Source organism: Streptomyces sp. NPDC002643 (assembly GCF_053592555.1).
Genome location: NZ_JBSFVY010000045.1, coordinates 48,016 through 65,412 on the forward strand (window position 1 = coordinate 48,016; position 17,397 = coordinate 65,412).

Consider the following 17,397-nt stretch of genomic DNA (forward strand, 5'->3'; position numbering starts at 1 on the left):
CACGACCGAGGTGGAGGACATATGAACGCGTACGCGGGGCAGCGCACGGAACTGCCGGGTGAGGTGGCGGGCGCGGAGCGCGCCACGGACCGGCTGGGCGGGTTCACGGCCGGGCAGTGGGGGCGGTTGTGCGAGCTGGTCGGGGTGAAGGGGGCCGAACGGGAGGCGCATGAGCGGTTGCTGTGGGATCTGCTGGGGCCGGCCGCCGCGCGGTCGTTGGCCAAGCCGCCGCCCTCACCCTCGTGCCTCTCCGACGATCACACACCGGTGGAGTTTTCGCTGACCTTCCCCGCCGGCGCCCCGGCCGCGCTGCGTGTGGTGGTCGACCCCGGGTGCGGTGCCGGGGCGCCGGGCGCCTACACCCGCACGGCGCTGGCGGCCGTGGGCCGGCTCGCGGCACAACACGGGTTCGACCTGGGCGACTTGAAGCGGGTGAGCGACCTGTTGCTGCCTCCGCTGCCGCAGGGGCCGCCGACGCTGTGGTGCGCCCTGGTGCTGCGGCCGGGCGGCGCACCGAGGGTCAAGCTGTATCTGAACCCGGGGGCGCGGGGCGCCGAACGGAGCGCGGAGACCCTGGGCGAGGCCATGACGCGGCTCGGCCACGGAAAGGCGTTCGAGGCCTTGCGGAGCCATGCGGAGTCCCTTCTGCCGGGGCCGGCCGCGTTCCCCTTCCTCGCGCTGGACGTGGGGCCGTGGGCCGAGCCCCGGGTGAAGGTGTACGTCGCGCACCAGGGCGCGACGGCCACCGAGGCGGCGGACGCGGCGCGTCTCGTGCCGGGGGCGCGTCCGGAGCGGGTGGCGGAGCTGTGCCGCCGGATCAACGGCGAGGCGCCCTTCGACCGGCTCCCACTCATCTCCTGCTACTCGTTCACCACCGGGGACGGCGGCCTGCCCACCGGACACACCCTTCATGTGCCCGTGCGCGCCTACGTCCGTGACGACCTGGTGGCACGCCGTCATGCCGTGCGGTTCCTGCGGCAGTACGGCGTGCACAGCGCCCTTCTCGACCGCGCCCTCGCCGCGCTCACCGCCCGTCGACTAAGCGCGGGAGTGGGCCTCATCTCGTATCTGGGGCTCGTCCAGGAGGGGCGGCGGGAGCCACGGATCACCGTCTACCTCTCCTCGGAGGCCTACCGCGTACTGCCACCGAGGGACGACGCCGACTCCGGCATCCGCTCCGACGGCGGTCCCGGCGTCCCGTACGAGGGCCGCGCCGGCGCCGACCTCACCGCCACCGCCGGCACCACCGGCCCCACCGCAGCCGTCGCCCCCACCATCGCCACCGCCCCCGCCATCACCGTCGGCCCCTCCGCCGACGCACACCTCTGAAGGGAACCAGAACCGTGGAACCGTACCGGATCAAGGTGGTCGAGCCGATCCCCGTCACCACCCGTGAGCAGCGGCGGGCGGCGCTCGCCCGGGTCCACTACAACCTCTTCGATCTGCGGGCCGACGAGGTCACCGTCGATCTGCTCACCGACTCGGGGACCGGGGCCCTGTCCGCCGCGCAGTGGGCGGCCGGGGTGAACGGCGACGAGTCGTACGCCGGGTCGCGCTCCTTCCACCGTTTCCACGACAGCGTCCGGGAGTTGACCGGCTACGCCCACATCCTGCCGGTGCACCAGGGACGGGCGGCCGAGCGGCTGCTCACCACGACTCTGCTCGGCCCCGGCAAGGTCTTCCTGAGCAACACCCACTTCGACACCCTGCGGGCCAATGTGGCGCTCAGCGGGGGCGAGGCCTGGGACCTGCCCTGCCCCGAGGCCGCCGACCTGGACAGCGCGGAGCCGTTCAAGGGGAACATCGACACCGCCCGGCTGAAGGCGATCCTCGACGGTCCCGACGCCTCCCGCGTGGCCGCCGTGATCATGACGCTCACCAACAACGGCGGCGGGGGCCAGCCGGTCTCCATGGCCAATCTGACCCTCACCTCGTCGCTGTGCCGGGAACACGGTGTGCCGCTGTTCCTGGACGCGGCACGGTTCGCGGAGAACGCCTGGCTGGTCACCCGGCGGGAGGCCGCCTACCGCGACCACAGTCCCCGGCAGGTCGCCGAGGAGGCGTTCCGGCTCGCCGACGGCTGTGCGATGAGCGCGAAGAAGGACGGCATCGCCCACATCGGCGGCTTCCTCGCCCTGAACGATACCGCCCTCGCCCGCCACTGCGAACTGCTGCTCATCGCCACCGAGGGCTTCCCCACCTACGGCGGACTGGCCGGCCGCGACCTCGACATGGTCGCGCAGGGCCTGAGCGAGGTCACCGACCCGGCCTATCTGCGCTCACGCGCCGAGGAAACGGCGTATCTGGCCGATCAGGTGCGGTCGGCGGGCGTCGACATCGTGGAACCGCCCGGGCTGCACGCCCTCTACCTCAACGCGGGCCGACTGCTGCCGCACATCCCGCCGCACCGCTTCCCCGGCCAGGCCCTGGCCTGCCAGTTGTATCTGGAGGGCGGCATCCGCGGCGTCGAGCTGGGCTCCCTCTATCTGGGCAGCGAGGACGAGCACGGCGAGCCGGTCACCAGCGCGCCGTACGAGCTGCTGCGCCTCGCGGTGCCGCGCAGGACGTACACCCGGGGCCACTGGGACCACGTCGGGCGTGCGCTCGCCCGCGTCGTGCATGAGGCCCACCGGGTTCCGGGGATGCGCATCGTCGAACAGCCCGCGCTCCTCCGGCAGTTCCGCTCCCGGCTCGCCCCGGTCACCCCGTAGGCGACGGTCGGCGGAACCGAAGCCTTCGGTTGGCTGCGCCGCGCGTCGAACACCGAGGTCAGAGGTTACCGACCAGTCTCCGGACAGACCGAGCGGAAGGACCGGGAGGGGACCGGTCGGACGGGATTCGGATGGGATGATGCACCCCTCGGCCGGTCGAGTGGTACGTATAATCCGCAATATTCGGCCGGAGGTTCGACACATCGGGGCATTCGGGGGTTTCTGTGCCGTGGAACGTGGCTCCGCTGGTGGGCCGGGAGGCCGAGCTGGCGCGGCTCGACGAGGCACTCGATCGGCTGGCCGGCGCGGGCCGTGGCCCGACCGTCGTGGATGTCACCGGGGCGGCGGGGATCGGCAAGAGCCGGTTGGTGTCCGAGTTCTGCGGGCGGGCCGCGCAGCGCGGGACGACCGTGCTGCGCGGCCGGGCCACCGAGTACGAGCGGCATCTGCCGTACCAGCCCCTCGCCGACGCCCTCGCGGATCTCGATCCCGACGCGGGGCCCGAGGCGGAGTCCCCCTTCGCGGGCGGGCACTCCAGGGACCGCTTCGCCCTCCAACGCGCCGTGGCCGACCATCTGGCGCGGATCGCCGAGGCGGGCGGCGGTCTCGTCGTCGCCCTGGACGACATCCACTGGGCGGACCCGGCGTCCCTGGAACTCCTCGACCACCTCGTACGGCACCCGCCGCGCCGCGCGCCCGTCGTCATCGTCGTGGCCCGGCGCGAGCGGCAGACCTCGGCCCCGCTCGCCGCGTCCCTGTTCCGGGGTGTCGAGGCGGGGACGGTGCTGCGGCTGGAGCTGGGGCCGCTGGACGAGCGTGCCTGCCTCGCGGCCCTGGCACCCGAGGTGCCGTCCGGTCTCGCCGCCCAGTTGTACGCGGCGAGCGAGGGCAATCCGCTGTACTTTCTCGCGCTGCTCCACGCGGGGCGTCCGGCGGGGCTCAGTTCCCTGCTGCTCGACGAGCTGACTCCGCTGACCGACGCCCAGCGAAGAACGGCCCAGGCCGTCGCCCTCCTCGGCGATCACGCGACGCCCGCGCTCGTGGCCGCCGTCACCGGTCGACCGGAGGGCGAACTCGACGCCGATCTACGGGAGTTGACGGCCCGCGATCTCGCCGTGCCGGGCTCCGGCGGCCGCTGGACCCTACGCCACCCGGTGCTCCGGGCCCTGGTCCACGACACCACCGATCCGGCGCTGCGCACCGGGATGCACCGGCTCGCCGCCGCCGAACTCGCCCGCATCGGGGCGCCGCTCACCGAGCGGGCCCACCATGTGGAGCGGTCGCTCACCGGCTGGGACCCGCCCGCCGTGGCCGTCCTCACCGAGGCCGCCGAGCAGGCCGCCGCCACCGCGCCCGCGAGCAGCGCCCACTGGCTCGGCGTCGCGCTCACCCATCTGCCCGACCGTCCGGTGTACGGCGCGCTGCGCCGGGATCTGATGCTGCGCAGGGCCGAGGCGCTCGGCGTCTGCGGTGGGCTGCGCGAGAGCCGGGACCTGCTGCACGAGGTGATCAGCCTGTCGCCGCCGGGCACCGACGACGGGGTACGGGCCACGGCGGTCACGCTGTGCGCGGTGATGGAGCGTCATCTCGGCCGCTATGCCGAGGCGGTGGCCCTGCTCCGCCGCGAACTGTCCCGGGGCACCGGCCTCTCCCCCGCCGAGACCATCCAACTCGGCCTGGAACTGGGCTCGTCGGCACCCCACGCCAGCGCCTATCCCGATGTACGGGACGACCTGGTCCGCACCCTGGAGCTGGCCCGGTCGCTGGGTGACGAGGTCGCGGAGGCGGGCGCGCTCGCCGTGACCGCGCTCGGGGAGTCCTACGAGGGCGACATGAGGGCCGCCGCCGAGGCCGCCGACCGTGCCGGGGCGCTCATCGACTCCCTCACCGATCAGGATCTGGCCGGTCTGTGCGAGCCGTTGGCCCGGCTCAGCTGGGCGGAGGCGTTCCTGGAACGGTACGCCGACTCCGAGCGGCACGCCCGGCGCGGCCTGGCCATCGCCCGCCGGGGCGGTCTGCTCTATGTGGTGCCGCATCTGCTGCTCTGCATGTCCCACGTCCACATCCTGACGCTGCGGCTCGGATCGGCCGTCGATCTCGCCGAGGAGGCGGAGACGATCGCCCGGGGCATCGGCAGCGACGAGTTGCTCGCCTTCGTACTGGCGTCCAAGACGCAGGCGCTGATCCCCGCGCTGCCACCGGGCGACGGGACGGCGTTGGCGGTGGCCGAGGAGGCCGTCGCCCGGGCCGGGTCGGGCACCCGCTGGTGGGCGTCCATCGCCTGGTGCATGCTCGGGTACGCGGCGATCTACGCCGGTGATCCGGCCCGGGCCCGGGCCGCCGTGCTGCGGGCGGGCGGGGAGGACCTCAGCGGTCTGCAGCCGAGCATGCGGCCGCTGTTCCTGGAGATCCTCGTCGCCGCCGCCGTCGCCACCGGGGAGCACGAGGATGCCCGGCTCTGGGCGGAACGCGCCCGCAAGGAGGCGGAGCGGCTGGGTCTGTCGGCCCAGCGGGCCTCCGCGCTGCGCAGTTCGGCGCACATCCCGCTCGCCGACAGCGATGTTGCCGGTGCCTCCGAACTCTTCGAACAGGCCGCCGAGGAGGCCCTTGTCGGCGGGACACCTCTGTGGGAGACGCTGACGCTGCTGCTCGGAGCCCCACTGACCGCGTCCGCCGGCCGTCCGGCGCGGGCCCGCGCCATGTGGGAGCGCGCCCGGTGGCTGAGCGCCGATGCCGATGCCCTGCTGCTGGTCGGTCTCGCGGACGCGGTCCGCCCGGCCGTCTTCCCCGAGCCGGAGCCCGGGGCGTCCCCGGGCGCGGGCCCCGGTCCAGGCACCGGTCCCGGCTGCGGTCCGGATGCCGTCCCGGGGGCGCCGCCCTCGTCCGAGCCCGCGCCCCCGGTGGAGCTGTCGGCGCTCTCGCCGCGCGAGCGGGAGATCGCCGCGCTCGTGGCGGAGGGCATGACCAGCCCCGCCATCGCCGAACGGCTCTTCCTCAGCCCGCGCACGGTCGAGACGCATCTCTCCCGCATCTACCGCAAGACGGGCGTCACCTCACGGGCCGCCCTGGCCGCGCTCCAGGTACGCGACGAGCTCCGCGACGGGGGGACGTGATTACGTAGTTTCCCTGATACCGGCCCCCTCCCCCCTCCGGAACGATCGGTTCTGAGCACGGAAGCGCGTGAGCTCCCCGGGCCCGGCCGCGGAGGGGGCGGCAGGGCCCGGGGCCTGCGGTCAGGGGCTCGGCCGGCGCACTGGGAGAGTGAGCGTCGCCGGTCGTAGGCTGGTGGACCTCGCCGTGAGGGTGAGGCGCCCCTGGCGTTTGGCCGGGCGGAGGATGGCGAGGGCCTTGCCGTGCCAGGTGTGGCGGCTCGGTCGTTTGAAGCTGTCGACGTTGTGCGGGTTGCCGTTGGCTACACCGGCCAGTTCGCCCGCGCCGTCGATCTCGAAGCTCACCTCGCATGTGGCATCCGGGCAGACCCGGCCCTGGCTGTCGACGACCTCGACGAGCACATGGGCGAGGTCGTCGCGGCTCGTGGTGAGGGCCCTCACGTCCGGCACGAGCCGCAGGGCGGCCGGGGCGCCGACCGTTCTGAGGGTCGTACGGCCGATCTCCCTGCCGTCGCGCTCGGCGACCGCCGTCAGCTCGCCCTTCTCGTACGGCACGGTGAAAGTGGCCATGGACCGCTCGGGGGTGCGGGGGCCGCCGGGGACCTCGGTGCCGTTGAGGAGGAGGCGTGCGCTGTCGCCGGCCGTGTAGACATGGACGGTCATCGGGTGGCCCGGTTCGACGTCGTCCCAGGTCCAGCTGGCGAGTTCATCGAAGTAGCCCCACCAGAGGGCGACTTGTTCGGTGCCTTCGGGGGTGGGGCGTTCGACCATCAGTTCCACGGGGCTGCGGCCGGTGACCGCGTCGCGCCAGTGGCTCTGCGGTTTGCGCTGGCCGATGAGGTCGAAGTCGCCGCAGTTCGCCTGGAAGTAGGGGTAGGCGTAGCCGAAGCCGCCCCAGCCGTGGTGCAGTTCACGGGAGATGGACCAGCCGGGCATCACGCTCTGGTCGCCGATGGTCGCGCCCGTGCCGACAGGTGGGATGGGTGTCTTGCCGATGCCGGCCTCGCCGAGGTAGTCCCAGGCGGCCCAGATCCAGGTGCCGATGGCCCAGTCGTGCGCGTCGGCGAACCTGATGTCCTGGTGGGTGGTCGCGGGGAACGTCTCGTTGTGGGTCATCGCCTTGTCGGGGTGGGCGGCGTGCATCTGGGCGTAGCCCTTGCCGTTGGCGTTGTAGTGGACGTCGCCGATGTCGAGGTAGTTCCAGGAGGGGTCGTCGGCGGAGTGGGTGGAGCCGCCGCCGAGGGTGACGGGGCGGGTGGTGTCGAAGGTGCGGAGCAGTGCGGCGAGTTGGGCGCCTCGGTGGCCGCCCGTGCGGTCGGTGATCTCGTTGCCGAGGGACCACATGATCACGCTGGGGTGGTTGCGGTCGCGCAGGACGGTGCCGGTGAGGTCGCGTTCCCACCATTCGGCGAAGTGCGTGGAGTAGTCGTCGGGGTTCTTGCCGGTGTCCCAGACGTCGAAGAGTTCGTCCATCACCAGCATCCCCAGCCGGTCGCAGATGTCGAGCAGGGCCGGGGTCGGCGGATTGTGGGCGGTGCGCAGGGAGTTGAAGCCGGCTTCCTTGAGGATCTCGACCCGGCGCTCCTCGGAGCGGTCGAGGGCGACGGCGCCCATGGGGCCGTGGTCGTGATGGACGTTGCCGCCCATGACCTTGACCGGCTCGCCGTTGAGGAGAAGGCCCCGCTCTCCGTTCCACTCCAGTGAGCGGATGCCGAAGGTGGTGGTCAGGGTGTCGACGACCCGTCCGTCGACCAGGACTTCCGTGCGGGCGGTGTAGAGGTGGGGCGCGTCCATGGACCACAACGCGGCCCGCTTGACGGGGATGTCGAGCGCGGAGACAGCGGTCGCGCCCGCCTCGACCTCGCGGGCGGGCGCGGTGCGTACCGCCACGATCGTGCCGTGCGGGTCGCGGACGGTCACCCGTACCCGCGTCGACATGGACTCGGCGCCGAGGTTGGCGACGGAGGTCTCCACGTGGGCGATCGATCTGCCGGTGCTCACCTCGGGTGTGGTGATGTGCACGCCCCAGAGGGGGATGCGGACGGGCCCGGTCACCGTCAGCCAGGTGTGCCGGTAGATGCCGGAGCCCGCGTACCAGCGGCTGTTGCGGCCCCGGTTGTCGACGCGGACGGCCAGCACGTTCGGGCCCGTCGGGTCGAGGTGCGGGGTGAGGTCGTATGCGAACGAGGTGTAGCCGTTGGGGTGGAAGCCGAGGTGGACGCCGTTCAGCCAGACATCGGCGTTCTGGTACACCCCGTCGAACAGCAGCTCCGCATGTGAACGGCCCTCGCCCGAGCCGTCGTTGCCCTCCGGCAGCCGGAAGTGCTTGCGGTACCAGCCGACTCCGCCGACGGTGTACCCGATGGAGCCGCCGTTCTCGCTGCGCTGCGGGTCGAACGGGCCGATCACCGGGGGCGGGGTGGGCCACGCCGGGTCGGGCTCCTTGGGTACGAGGAGAGAGGGGAAGGCGGTCGCGCCGCCGTCGGTGGAGGTGGCGTACGGGAGGTCCTCGATGCTCCAGTCGTGCGGGAGGTCCAGGGTGCGCCAGTCGCTGTCGTCGTACGCCGGTGCCTGGGCGCCGTCGGCGTCGCCGCGTAAGAACAGCCATCCCTCGTCGAACGACCGCTCCCGTGGCCGGTGGCGCCTGCCCCGGCTGTCGGCGGTGGCTGTGGCGGGGCTGTGCAGGTCCAGTGCCATGGCGCCGGCGGCCGCCGCGCCCAGTTGCAGAGCGCCGCGTCGCGTCACATGCCGGTCCCTCTGTGTCATCCCTGTCAACCTCTCCATGAGCATTCGATATGTCGAACGTTGAGCAGCATGATGAACTGGCATAGACATGACATGACGTGCCAGAGGTGACGTCAAGACGCCCGAGCCGAACAGCGTGACCAGGGTCGACACTTGGGGTTCATGGACCGTTACGCGCCATATAGACCTTTTGCGCATGTTTGCCGCGAGTGTCAGCATCGAATGGGGGACTTGTACAGGGAGGCGGACCCATGACGACGGCGGAGCTCTTCTCCTCCACGGAATCCGACTATCTGTCACAGCTGACGAAGGCCGCCGCCCGGTTCGCGGACCGCACCGGGCGGCGGGAGAGAACCCGGGAACTGATGCGTACCCGTGGGGTGTTGTACGCCGATGAACCCGAGCGGGTCGAGAAGCGGCTGGCCCATCTCGGTGCGGACTGGTCGCAGGCCAGGGCGATCGAACGGGAGCCGTCGGAGCCCGCCACCGCGACCGGCAGCACCCTGCGACTGCCTCCGGAGGACTTCGGCAGCGACATGCTGGGCCTGGAGCGCCTGATCGGGCGCAACAACCTCACACCGGTCGCGTTCCTGGAGAAGGGCGCCCAAGTGGCCCGCGCGGTCGGCCGGATCAGCATCAGCGGACCCGGCGGCGGTCACGGCACCGGCTTCATGGTCTCCCCCTCCCTGCTGCTGACCAACAACCATGTGCTGCGCGGCCAGGAGGAGGCGCGGCGCAGCACCGTCGCGTTCGGGCTGCAGGCCGGTGTCGACGGACGGCCGCTGGCGCCCGCGGTGTTCCAGCTGGAGCCGCACCGGTTCTTCGCCACCGATCGGGAGCTGGACTTCAGTCTGGTCGCGGTGGCCGAACACGGGACGCGGGGCGAGGCGCTCGCCCCCTTCGGAAGGCTGCCGCTCGGCGAGGAGCAGGGCAGGATCGTCATCGGGGAGTTCGTCAACATCGTCCAGCACCCCCGAGGTGAGCCCAAGCAGGTGGCGCTGCGGGAGAACCAGGTCGTCGACATTCTGGACCGGTTCCTGCACTCCACGGCCGACACCCTTCAGGGCTCGTCGGGTTCACCGGTGTTCAACGACCAGTGGGAGGTCGTCGCGCTGCACCACTCGGCCGTCCCGAAGACCGACGCCGAGGGCCGCCCCCTGAGTGTGGACGGCACGGTGTGGACCCCGGCGATGGGCGAGGACCGCCTTGCCTGGCTGGCCAACGAGGGGGTGCGGATCAGCCGGGTGCTGGGCGCCCTGCACGCGATGAGCCTGACCGGCGCGGCGGCCCGGTTGCGCGACGAGGTCCTCACCGCCGGCCCTGTCGACGGGACCGCGACGGCACCGGTCGAGACGGCCCGGCCCGCGCCGCCGGCCGCGCCCTCGGCCAACGGGACGCGCGAACCGCTCGGCGCCGACGCGGCGCTGCTGCGTGTGACGGATGGCACCGCGCACGTCACCCTGCCGCTGAGGATCAGCGTCGCACTCGATCTGCCGGCCCGCGCGGGGGCGCCCGCGCCCACCCCGCCACCTCTGTTCACCCCCGCACCACCACCGCCGACCCCGGCCGGGCCACCTGACGGTGCCGTGGCCATCGAGCGGGATGTGGAGGCCGCCCTGATCAGCCTTCGGCTCGGGCGGGAACGGCCGTACTACGACCGGCAGTCCGACGCCGCCGCGCGCGACGCCTACTACGCGGGCGTCGACACCGACGACGGCGAGGCACTGCGCCGGGCACTCACCGACCTGCTGGAGGAGACCCACGCGCCCCGGCCCAAGTACAAGCCGATCCGCCTGGTCTACCCCTGGGTCGACCTGCACAAGGACGGCCGGCTGCGCAGCGTCTACTCCGGAAAGGCCTTCTCCGCCGAGGAGTTCATACGGGCCGACGCCGCCGTCGAGGAGGCCCGGCTGGCCCGTATCCACGAGCTGTTCATGAACGAACGCACGGCGGGGCCCGCCGAGTTCGAGGCGGAGTTCGACGCGCTGGAGGCGTCGATGCCGTTCAACTGCGAACACGTGGTGCCGCAGTCGTGGTTCACCAAGAGGGAGCCGATGCGGGGTGACCTCCACCATCTGTTCGCCTGCGAGGTCGGCTGCAACAGCTTCCGAGGCAACTTCCCCTACTTCGACTTCCCGGGTTTCGAGGAGGCCGAGCGGGACGACTGCGGGATGCGCGAGGACATCGGCTTCGAGCCGGAGGCCGGAAAGGGGGCCGTCGCCCGGGCCACCCTCTACTTCCTGCTGCGCTATCCCGGCGAGGTCGGCGACACCCGGCGCGAGTTCCCCGAGGAGCGACTGCCCACCCTGCTGGCCTGGCACGCCGCCGAACCGGTGACCGAGTACGAACTCCACCGCAACGCGGCCATCGCCGAACTCCAGGGCAACCGCAATCCGCTCATAGACCACCCCGACTGGGCCCAGAAGATCGACTTTTCGGGCGTCTGGCCCTGAACCACCCCCTACTCGACCCCCCGGGGCAGGAGCCAGACGGCGACCGTTTAGCATATGAGCGCCGCCTAGCTCGAAAGATAGATCTGTGACTGTCAACGAGGACTCGTTCACCAACTGGAAGAACCGCGAGGAGATCGCGGAGTCGATGATCCCGATCATCGGGAAGCTGCACCGTGAGCGGGACGTGACCGTCCTGCTGCACAGCCGCTCCTTGGTGAACAAGTCGGTGGTCAGCATCCTGAAGACCCACCGCTTCGCCCGGCAGATCGCCGGCGAGGAGCTGTCGGTCACCGACACCCTGCCGTTCCTGCAGGCGCTCACCTCCCTCGACCTGGGCCCCTCCCAGATCGACATCGGCATGCTGGCCGCGACGTACAAGGCCGACGACCACGGTCTGTCGGTGCGGGAGTTCACCGCCGAGGCCGTCGCCGGAGCCACCGGGGCGAACAAGATCGAGGGCGGTTTGGGGCGCGATGTCGTCCTGTACGGCTTCGGCCGCATCGGCCGCCTCGTCGCCCGACTGCTGATCGAGAAGGCCGGCTCCGGCAACGGTCTGAGGCTGCGCGCCATCGTCGTACGCGGAGGCGGCGGTCGGGCCTCCGAGGATCTCGTCAAGCGGGCCTCACTGCTGCGCCGGGACTCCATCCACGGCCAGTTCCAGGGCACGATCACCGTCGACGAGGCGAACAGCACGATCGTCGCCAACGGCAACGAGATCAAGGTCATCTACGCGAACGACCCGTCCGAGGTCGACTACACGGCGTACGGCATCAAGGACGCCATCCTCATCGACAACACCGGCAAGTGGCGCGACCGCGAGGGCCTGTCCACGCATCTGCGCCCCGGTATCGACAAGGTCGTGCTGACCGCGCCCGGCAAGGGCGACGTCCCGAACATCGTGCACGGCGTCAACCACGACACGATCAAGCCGGATGAGCAGATCCTGTCCTGCGCCTCCTGCACCACCAACGCCATAGTCCCCCCGCTGAAGGCGATGGACGACGAGTTCGGTGTGCTGCGCGGTCATGTGGAGACCGTCCACTCGTTCACCAACGACCAGAACCTGCTGGACAACTACCACAAGTCCGACCGTCGCGGCCGGTCCGCGCCGCTCAACATGGTCATCACCGAGACGGGCGCCGCCTCGGCCGTCGCCAAGGCGCTGCCCGATCTGAAGGCGCCGATCACCGGCAGTTCGATCCGCGTGCCCGTCCCTGACGTCTCGATCGCCATCCTCAGCCTGCGCCTGGGCCGTGAGACCAGCCGCGACGAGGTCCTCGACTACCTGCGCGAGGTCTCCCTCACCTCCCCGCTGAAGCGCCAGATCGACTTCACCAACGCCCCCGACTCGGTCTCCAGCGACTTCATCGGCTCCCGCCACGCCTCGATCGTCGACGCCGGCGCCACCAAGGTCGACGGCGACAACGCGATCCTCTACCTCTGGTACGACAACGAGTTCGGCTACTCCTGCCAGGTCATCCGGGTCGTCCAGCATGTCTCGGGGGTCGAGTACCCGACGTTCCCGTCGCCGGCGGTCTGATCGGCGGTCGCACAAGCGTGGTGTGATGACGGCGTGAGTCGCACCGCAGAAGAGTCGAACCGCCGCATGCTCCGGGCCAGGGACGCCATGGACCGCTCCTACGCGCAGCCGTTGGACGTCCCGTCCCTGGCCCGGCTCGCGCATGTGTCCGAAGCGCACTTCACCCGCACTTTTCGGGCCACCTTCGGTGAGACTCCGCACCGCTATCTGCAGCGCCGTCGCGTCGAGAGGGCGATGTTCCTGCTGCGGGAGACCGACCGCAGCGTGACGGACATCTGCTTCGAGGTCGGCTTCGGCAGCCCCGGTACCTTCAGCCGCACCTTCCGCGAGATCGTCGGCCGGTCCCCGAGGGAGTACCGCAAGGAGGCGGTGACCGTGGCCGTGCCGACGTGTTTCACCAAGGCGTGGATGCGCCCGAGCGGCTGAGCAGTTTTGGACAAGTTTTCTTCCGGCCCGCTCGGTAGCGTGATGCGCATGTTCACCGGAATCACGCACTCGCAGATCTACGTCCTCGACCAGGACGCGGCCCTCGACTTCTACGTCGGCAAGCTCGGCCTGGAGGTCAACACCGATGTCGACCTGGGCTTCATGCGCTGGCTCACCGTCCAGGTGCCCGGCCACCCGGAGCGCCAGATCCTGCTGGAGAGGCCCGGTCCGCCCGCGCTGTCCGAGGAGACCGCCGAGCAGGTCCGCGAGCTGTTGACGAAGGGCGCGATGGGCGGCCACCTCATCTTCAGCACGGACGACTGCCGCAAGACCTACGAGCACCTGCGGGGCCTCGGCGTCGAGTTCACCGAGGAGCCCACCGAGCGCCCGTACGGCATCGACTGCGGGCTGCGCGACCCGTTCGGCAACAGCATCCGGTTCACCCAGCCGAAGGGCTGAGCGGACCCGTCCCGCCCTTCTCCCGGCCCTGACCTGTTTTCGCAGGTCAGGGCCGTTGTCAGTGGGGGCGGGCAAGATGATCCGCATGACGACATCAGCAGCAGTGATCGTGGATGCCGCCGCCTACGCACGCGCGGTCGAGGACGCCGTGAAGGCCTCGGCCGCCTACTACACCGGGGGCACATCGGTCCTGGACGACGACGCCTACGACCGGCTGGTGCGCGGCATCGCGGAGTGGGAGGCGGCCCATCCCGACCGGATACTGCCCGAGTCGCCGACAGGGAAGGTGGCCGGTGGTGCGGTGGAGGGCGATGTGCCGCACACCGTGCCGATGCTGAGCCTGGACAATGTGTTCTCGGCCGAGGAGTTCACGGCGTGGACCGCGTCGCTGGCCCGGCGGATCGGGCACGAGGTGGAGCGGTTCGGTGTCGAGCCGAAGCTGGACGGGCTCGCGATCGCCGCCCGCTACTTTGAGGGCCGACTGACGAGGCTGATCACACGCGGTGACGGGACGGCCGGGGAGGACGTCTCGCACGCGCTCGGCACCATCGAGGGTCTGCCGGAGCGGCTGACCGAGCCGGTCACCGTGGAGGTGCGGGGCGAAGTCCTCATGACCAAGGCCCAGTTCGAGCACGCCAACGAGGTGCGCACAGCGCACGGCGGGCAGCCCTTCGCGAACCCCCGCAACGCCGCCGCGGGCACCCTGCGCGCACGGGAGCGCGCGTACACCGTGCCGATGACGTTCTTCGGCTACGGACTGCTGCCGCTGCCCGGTACGGAGGAGGGCTTCGCGGAGCGGTTGGGCGAGTCGGCCCACAGTGAGCTGATGGCGCGGGCCGCCGAACTGGGGGTGAACACCACCGCGAGTACGGCGGTGCCCGGTGTCACCGCCGCCACCGCCGAGGACGTGCTGGCCCGGGTGAAGGAGATCGCCGCGCTCCGGGCCGAACTGCCCTTCGGGATAGACGGAATCGTCATCAAGGCGGACCTGGCCGCCGACCAGCGCGCCGCCGGCTCCGGCTCCCGCGCCCCGCGCTGGGCCATCGCCTACAAGCTGCCCGCCGTGGAGAAGATCACCCGGCTGCTGGAGGTGCGGTGGAACGTGGGCCGTACGGGGATCATCGCCCCGCGCGGTGTGCTGGAGCCCGTCGAGATCGACGGCTCCACCATCACCTACGCCACCCTGCACAACCCCGCCGACATCACCCGCCGCGATCTGCGCCTCGGCGACCATGTCATGGTGCACCGCGCCGGGGATGTGATCCCGCGCGTGGAGGCCCCGGTCGCCCATCTGCGCACCGGCGACGAGCAGCCCATCGTGTTCCCCGAGGCATGCCCGCGCTGCGGTTCCGCCATCGACACCGGCGAGCAGCGCTGGCGCTGTGAGAACGGCCGCAACTGCCATCTGGTCGCCTCCCTGTCGTACGCCGTCGGCCGTGATCAGCTGGACGTGGAAGGGCTCGGGCACACCCGGATCGTGCAGCTCGTCGAGGCCGGGCTGGTCGCGGATCTCGCCGATCTGTTCGCGGTGACCCGTGAGCAGTTGCTCGGGCTGGAACGGATGGGTGAGACCAGCACCGACAATCTGCTGGCCGCGCTCGACACGGCGAAGGGCAGACCGCTGTCCCGGGTGCTGTGCGCGCTGGGGGTGCGGGGCACCGGGCGTTCCATGTCCCGCCGGATCGCCCGCCACTTCGCCACGATGGACCATCTGCGGGCCGCCGATGCCGCCGCGATCCAGCGGGTCGAGGGCATCGGCACCGAGAAGGCCCCGTCCATCGTGGCGGAACTCGCCCAGCTGGCCCCGCTCATCGACAAGCTCGCGGCGGCCGGGGTGAACATGACCGAGCCGGGCGCGACGCCGCCGACGGCCGAAACCGACGAGTCCACGGACGCGTCCGCCGCCACCGACCCCGCCGCTCCGGAGAGCCCGGCGCCGTCGGGCGGCCCGCTCGCCGGGATGGCGGTGGTCGTCACGGGCGCGATGACCGGCCCGCTGGAAAAGCTCAGCCGCAACGAGATGAACGAACTGATCGAACGCGCCGGGGGCCGCGCCTCCTCCAGCGTCTCCAAGAAGACCTCCCTGGTCGTGGCCGGCGAGAACGCGGGCTCCAAGCGTGCCAAGGCCGAAACGCTGGGCATCCGGATAGCCACGCCCGATGAATTCGCCACGCTGGTGGCCGACTTCGTCGAGTGATGGTGTTTCGGGGTTCACAGGCCGATGATCACCAGGGCTGTGTCGTCCGTCGCCTCCTGCGGAGGGAGGAGGTCCCGCAGGAGGGCGTCGGCGAGGGCTTCGGGATGGGTCCGGTGGTGCCGGTTCAAGGCCTTGGCCAGACGGGTCAGACCGGTGTCGATATCCTCCGTGCGGCGTTCGATCAGGCCGTCGGTGTAGAGGACCAGGGTGTCGCCCTCGGTGAAGCCGACGGTGGTCTCCGTGCGGGAGGCGGGTTCCGGGCGGGCGCAGAGCGGCGGGTCGGTCGCCTTGTCGAGGAAGACCACCGTTCCGTCGCGGCACAGCAGCGCGGGCGGTGGGTGACCGGCGCTGCTGTAGGCCAGGGTGTGGGTCTCCCAGTCGATATGGGTCTGGACGACCGTGGTGTTCTCGGCGCCGTCGACCGACGTGGCATACAGATCGAGGGCGTCCAGGGACTGGGCGGGCCCGGTGGCGACGAGTGACGCGGCGCTGAGCGCGCTGCGCAGCTGGCCCATGGCGCAGGCGGCGGCGAGTCCGTGTCCGACGACATCGCCCACGGCCACCCCCATCCGGTCGGCCCCGGGCAGGTCGACGAGGTCGTACCAGTCGCCGCAGACATTGAGCGCGCCCACGGCCGGCTGATAGCGCACGGCGGCGCGGTGGTGCCGGACGGGGTGGGGTCTGGGAAGCATCGCGTTCTGCAGGGCGAGAGCGACCTCGCGTTCATGGGCGTGGGCCTTGCGGAGCCGCTCGTTGACCTCCTGCAGTTCACGGGCTCTGGTGTAGAGGTCGGCCTCCAGTACCTGGGTCCGGTCGTCCCGGGGGCGTGCGCGGGCGCGGATCAGTTCGGTGACCTCCTCAACCTTGTGGATGATCAGGGCCACGCTTCCGTCGGGGCCGAAGACCGGGGCGTTGACGGGGCTCCAGTACCGCTCCTCCCACTCCCCCGGGCGCTGTGTCGACTCCACGTCGTACCGCTGCAGGGCCATGGCGTCCCGTTCGCCGCTCTCCACGACCCGGGCTAGGGAGGCCGCCAGGTTCCGCATGCCGGTGGCGGCCGGGTCGGTGGGGTTGTCGGGGAACACATCGAAGAGATACCGGCCGACGACCTGCTCCCGGGTGCGGCCGGACAGCCGCAGGAACTCCTCGTTCGCGTCCAGGTACACCAGCGCCGGTGTCAGCAGCGCAGCCATTCCCGGCAGCGCCTGGAACACCGCCGAGTAGTCGATCACCGATTCCGCCATGGTCCGCCGCCTCAGCGCCCTTAGCCGTCCTGCCCTCCACGATAGGAGCCTTGGACGAGTGCGGCGCTTCCCTCACGGACCGGGAAAAGGGCTGGTCACGGGCTGTCGGGGAGGGGGTGCGGAGAGTGGTGGAGCGGTGGGTCCGCCGGGGGTGCGCGGGGCGGCGGGATACAGGGCAGCGGGGGGCACGGAGCCTCGGGGCGGCGCCAGCCGGGGTGCGCGGGGCGGTGGCCTGGAGCGCAGCCGGGACGCGCAGGGCAGCGGGTTACCGGGCAGCAGGAGGGACGGAACCTCGGGTCGGCGCCAGCCGGGGTGCGCAGGACAGCGGACCGGCCCGCAGCCGGGTTGCGGAGGGCGGCGGACCGGCCGGAGCCGGGATGCGCGGGGCGGAGGGACCCGGGCAGCAGAGGGCACGGAACTTAGGCGTCGTCTCATTTGGTGAGTCTGCGGTAGCAGATGAGGCTGCAGGCGATGGCGGTGAAGGCCAGGAAGTGTTCGGCCTTGCGTTCGTA

General features: G+C 71.3%; 10 protein-coding genes. 8 read left to right on the top strand and 2 right to left on the bottom strand.

The window, feature by feature from the left end; genetic code table 11:
* Positions 1 to 21 precede the first annotated feature (21 nt).
* The 3 genes from ACWD4G_RS40685 to ACWD4G_RS40695 all read left to right on the top strand — a co-directional run bounded on the left by ACWD4G_RS40685 (position 22) and on the right by ACWD4G_RS40695 (position 5,824).
* Entirely contained in the window at positions 22 to 1,329 is a 1,308-nt protein-coding gene (locus tag ACWD4G_RS40685; RefSeq protein ID WP_451302868.1) for a tryptophan dimethylallyltransferase family protein, read from the top strand.
* A gap of 14 nt (positions 1,330 to 1,343) precedes the next feature.
* Positions 1,344 to 2,711 carry a tryptophanase gene (locus ACWD4G_RS40690; protein WP_451302870.1) on the top strand — a complete coding sequence of 456 codons (1,368 nt, stop codon included), beginning with the start codon at positions 1,344 to 1,346 and terminating at the stop codon, positions 2,709 to 2,711.
* 224 nt (positions 2,712 to 2,935) lie between these two features.
* Positions 2,936 to 5,824 carry a helix-turn-helix transcriptional regulator gene (locus tag ACWD4G_RS40695; RefSeq protein WP_451302872.1) on the top strand — a complete coding sequence of 963 codons (2,889 nt, stop codon included), beginning with the start codon at positions 2,936 to 2,938 and terminating at the stop codon, positions 5,822 to 5,824.
* 120 nt (positions 5,825 to 5,944) lie between these two features.
* Here ACWD4G_RS40695 and ACWD4G_RS40700 read toward each other — a convergent pair whose 3' ends face one another.
* The gene (locus ACWD4G_RS40700; RefSeq protein WP_451302874.1) at positions 5,945 to 8,587 is read right to left on the bottom strand and encodes a glycoside hydrolase family 2 TIM barrel-domain containing protein; all 2,643 of its coding nucleotides are present in this window, start codon (positions 8,585 to 8,587) and stop codon (positions 5,945 to 5,947) included.
* A 230-nt stretch (positions 8,588 to 8,817) separates the two neighbouring features.
* Between ACWD4G_RS40700 and ACWD4G_RS40705 the strand changes: the two genes are divergently transcribed.
* The 5 genes from ACWD4G_RS40705 to ligA all read left to right on the top strand — a co-directional run bounded on the left by ACWD4G_RS40705 (position 8,818) and on the right by ligA (position 15,641).
* Positions 8,818 to 11,019 carry an endonuclease gene (locus ACWD4G_RS40705; RefSeq protein WP_451302876.1) on the top strand — a complete coding sequence of 734 codons (2,202 nt, stop codon included), beginning with the start codon at positions 8,818 to 8,820 and terminating at the stop codon, positions 11,017 to 11,019.
* A gap of 85 nt (positions 11,020 to 11,104) precedes the next feature.
* Entirely contained in the window at positions 11,105 to 12,559 is a 1,455-nt protein-coding gene (locus ACWD4G_RS40710; RefSeq protein WP_451302878.1) for a glyceraldehyde-3-phosphate dehydrogenase, read from the top strand.
* Positions 12,560 to 12,592: 33 nt separating this feature from the next.
* Positions 12,593 to 12,985, top strand: a complete 393-nt coding sequence (locus ACWD4G_RS40715; RefSeq protein WP_451302880.1) for a helix-turn-helix domain-containing protein — start codon at positions 12,593 to 12,595, stop codon at positions 12,983 to 12,985.
* 48 nt (positions 12,986 to 13,033) lie between these two features.
* Positions 13,034 to 13,444, top strand: a complete 411-nt coding sequence (locus tag ACWD4G_RS40720) for a VOC family protein (RefSeq protein ID WP_451302882.1) — start codon at positions 13,034 to 13,036, stop codon at positions 13,442 to 13,444.
* Between the two features lie 76 nt (positions 13,445 to 13,520).
* On the top strand, positions 13,521 to 15,641 hold the full coding sequence (gene ligA, locus ACWD4G_RS40725) for an NAD-dependent DNA ligase LigA (protein WP_451302884.1): 2,121 nt from the start codon (positions 13,521 to 13,523) through the stop codon (positions 15,639 to 15,641).
* 14 nt (positions 15,642 to 15,655) lie between these two features.
* Here ligA and ACWD4G_RS40730 read toward each other — a convergent pair whose 3' ends face one another.
* Complete coding sequence (locus ACWD4G_RS40730) at positions 15,656 to 16,885, bottom strand: PP2C family protein-serine/threonine phosphatase (RefSeq protein ID WP_451302886.1); 1,230 nt, start codon at positions 16,883 to 16,885, stop codon at positions 15,656 to 15,658.
* Positions 16,886 to 17,397 lie beyond the last annotated feature (512 nt).

What these genes read in the sequence shown, in the direction of transcription:
- ACWD4G_RS40685 (WP_451302868.1), top strand. Translation starts at nt 22, where the DNA reads ATGAACGCGTACGCGGGGCAGCGCACGGAACTGCCGGGTGAGGTGGCG.
- ACWD4G_RS40730 (WP_451302886.1), bottom strand. Translation starts at nt 16,885, where the DNA reads ATGGCGGAATCGGTGATCGACTACTCGGCGGTGTTCCAGGCGCTGCCG.
- ACWD4G_RS40700 (WP_451302874.1), bottom strand. Translation starts at nt 8,587, where the DNA reads ATGACACAGAGGGACCGGCATGTGACGCGACGCGGCGCTCTGCAACTG.
- ligA (WP_451302884.1), top strand. Translation starts at nt 13,521, where the DNA reads ATGATCCGCATGACGACATCAGCAGCAGTGATCGTGGATGCCGCCGCC.
- ACWD4G_RS40705 (WP_451302876.1), top strand. Translation starts at nt 8,818, where the DNA reads ATGACGACGGCGGAGCTCTTCTCCTCCACGGAATCCGACTATCTGTCA.
- ACWD4G_RS40720 (WP_451302882.1), top strand. Translation starts at nt 13,034, where the DNA reads ATGTTCACCGGAATCACGCACTCGCAGATCTACGTCCTCGACCAGGAC.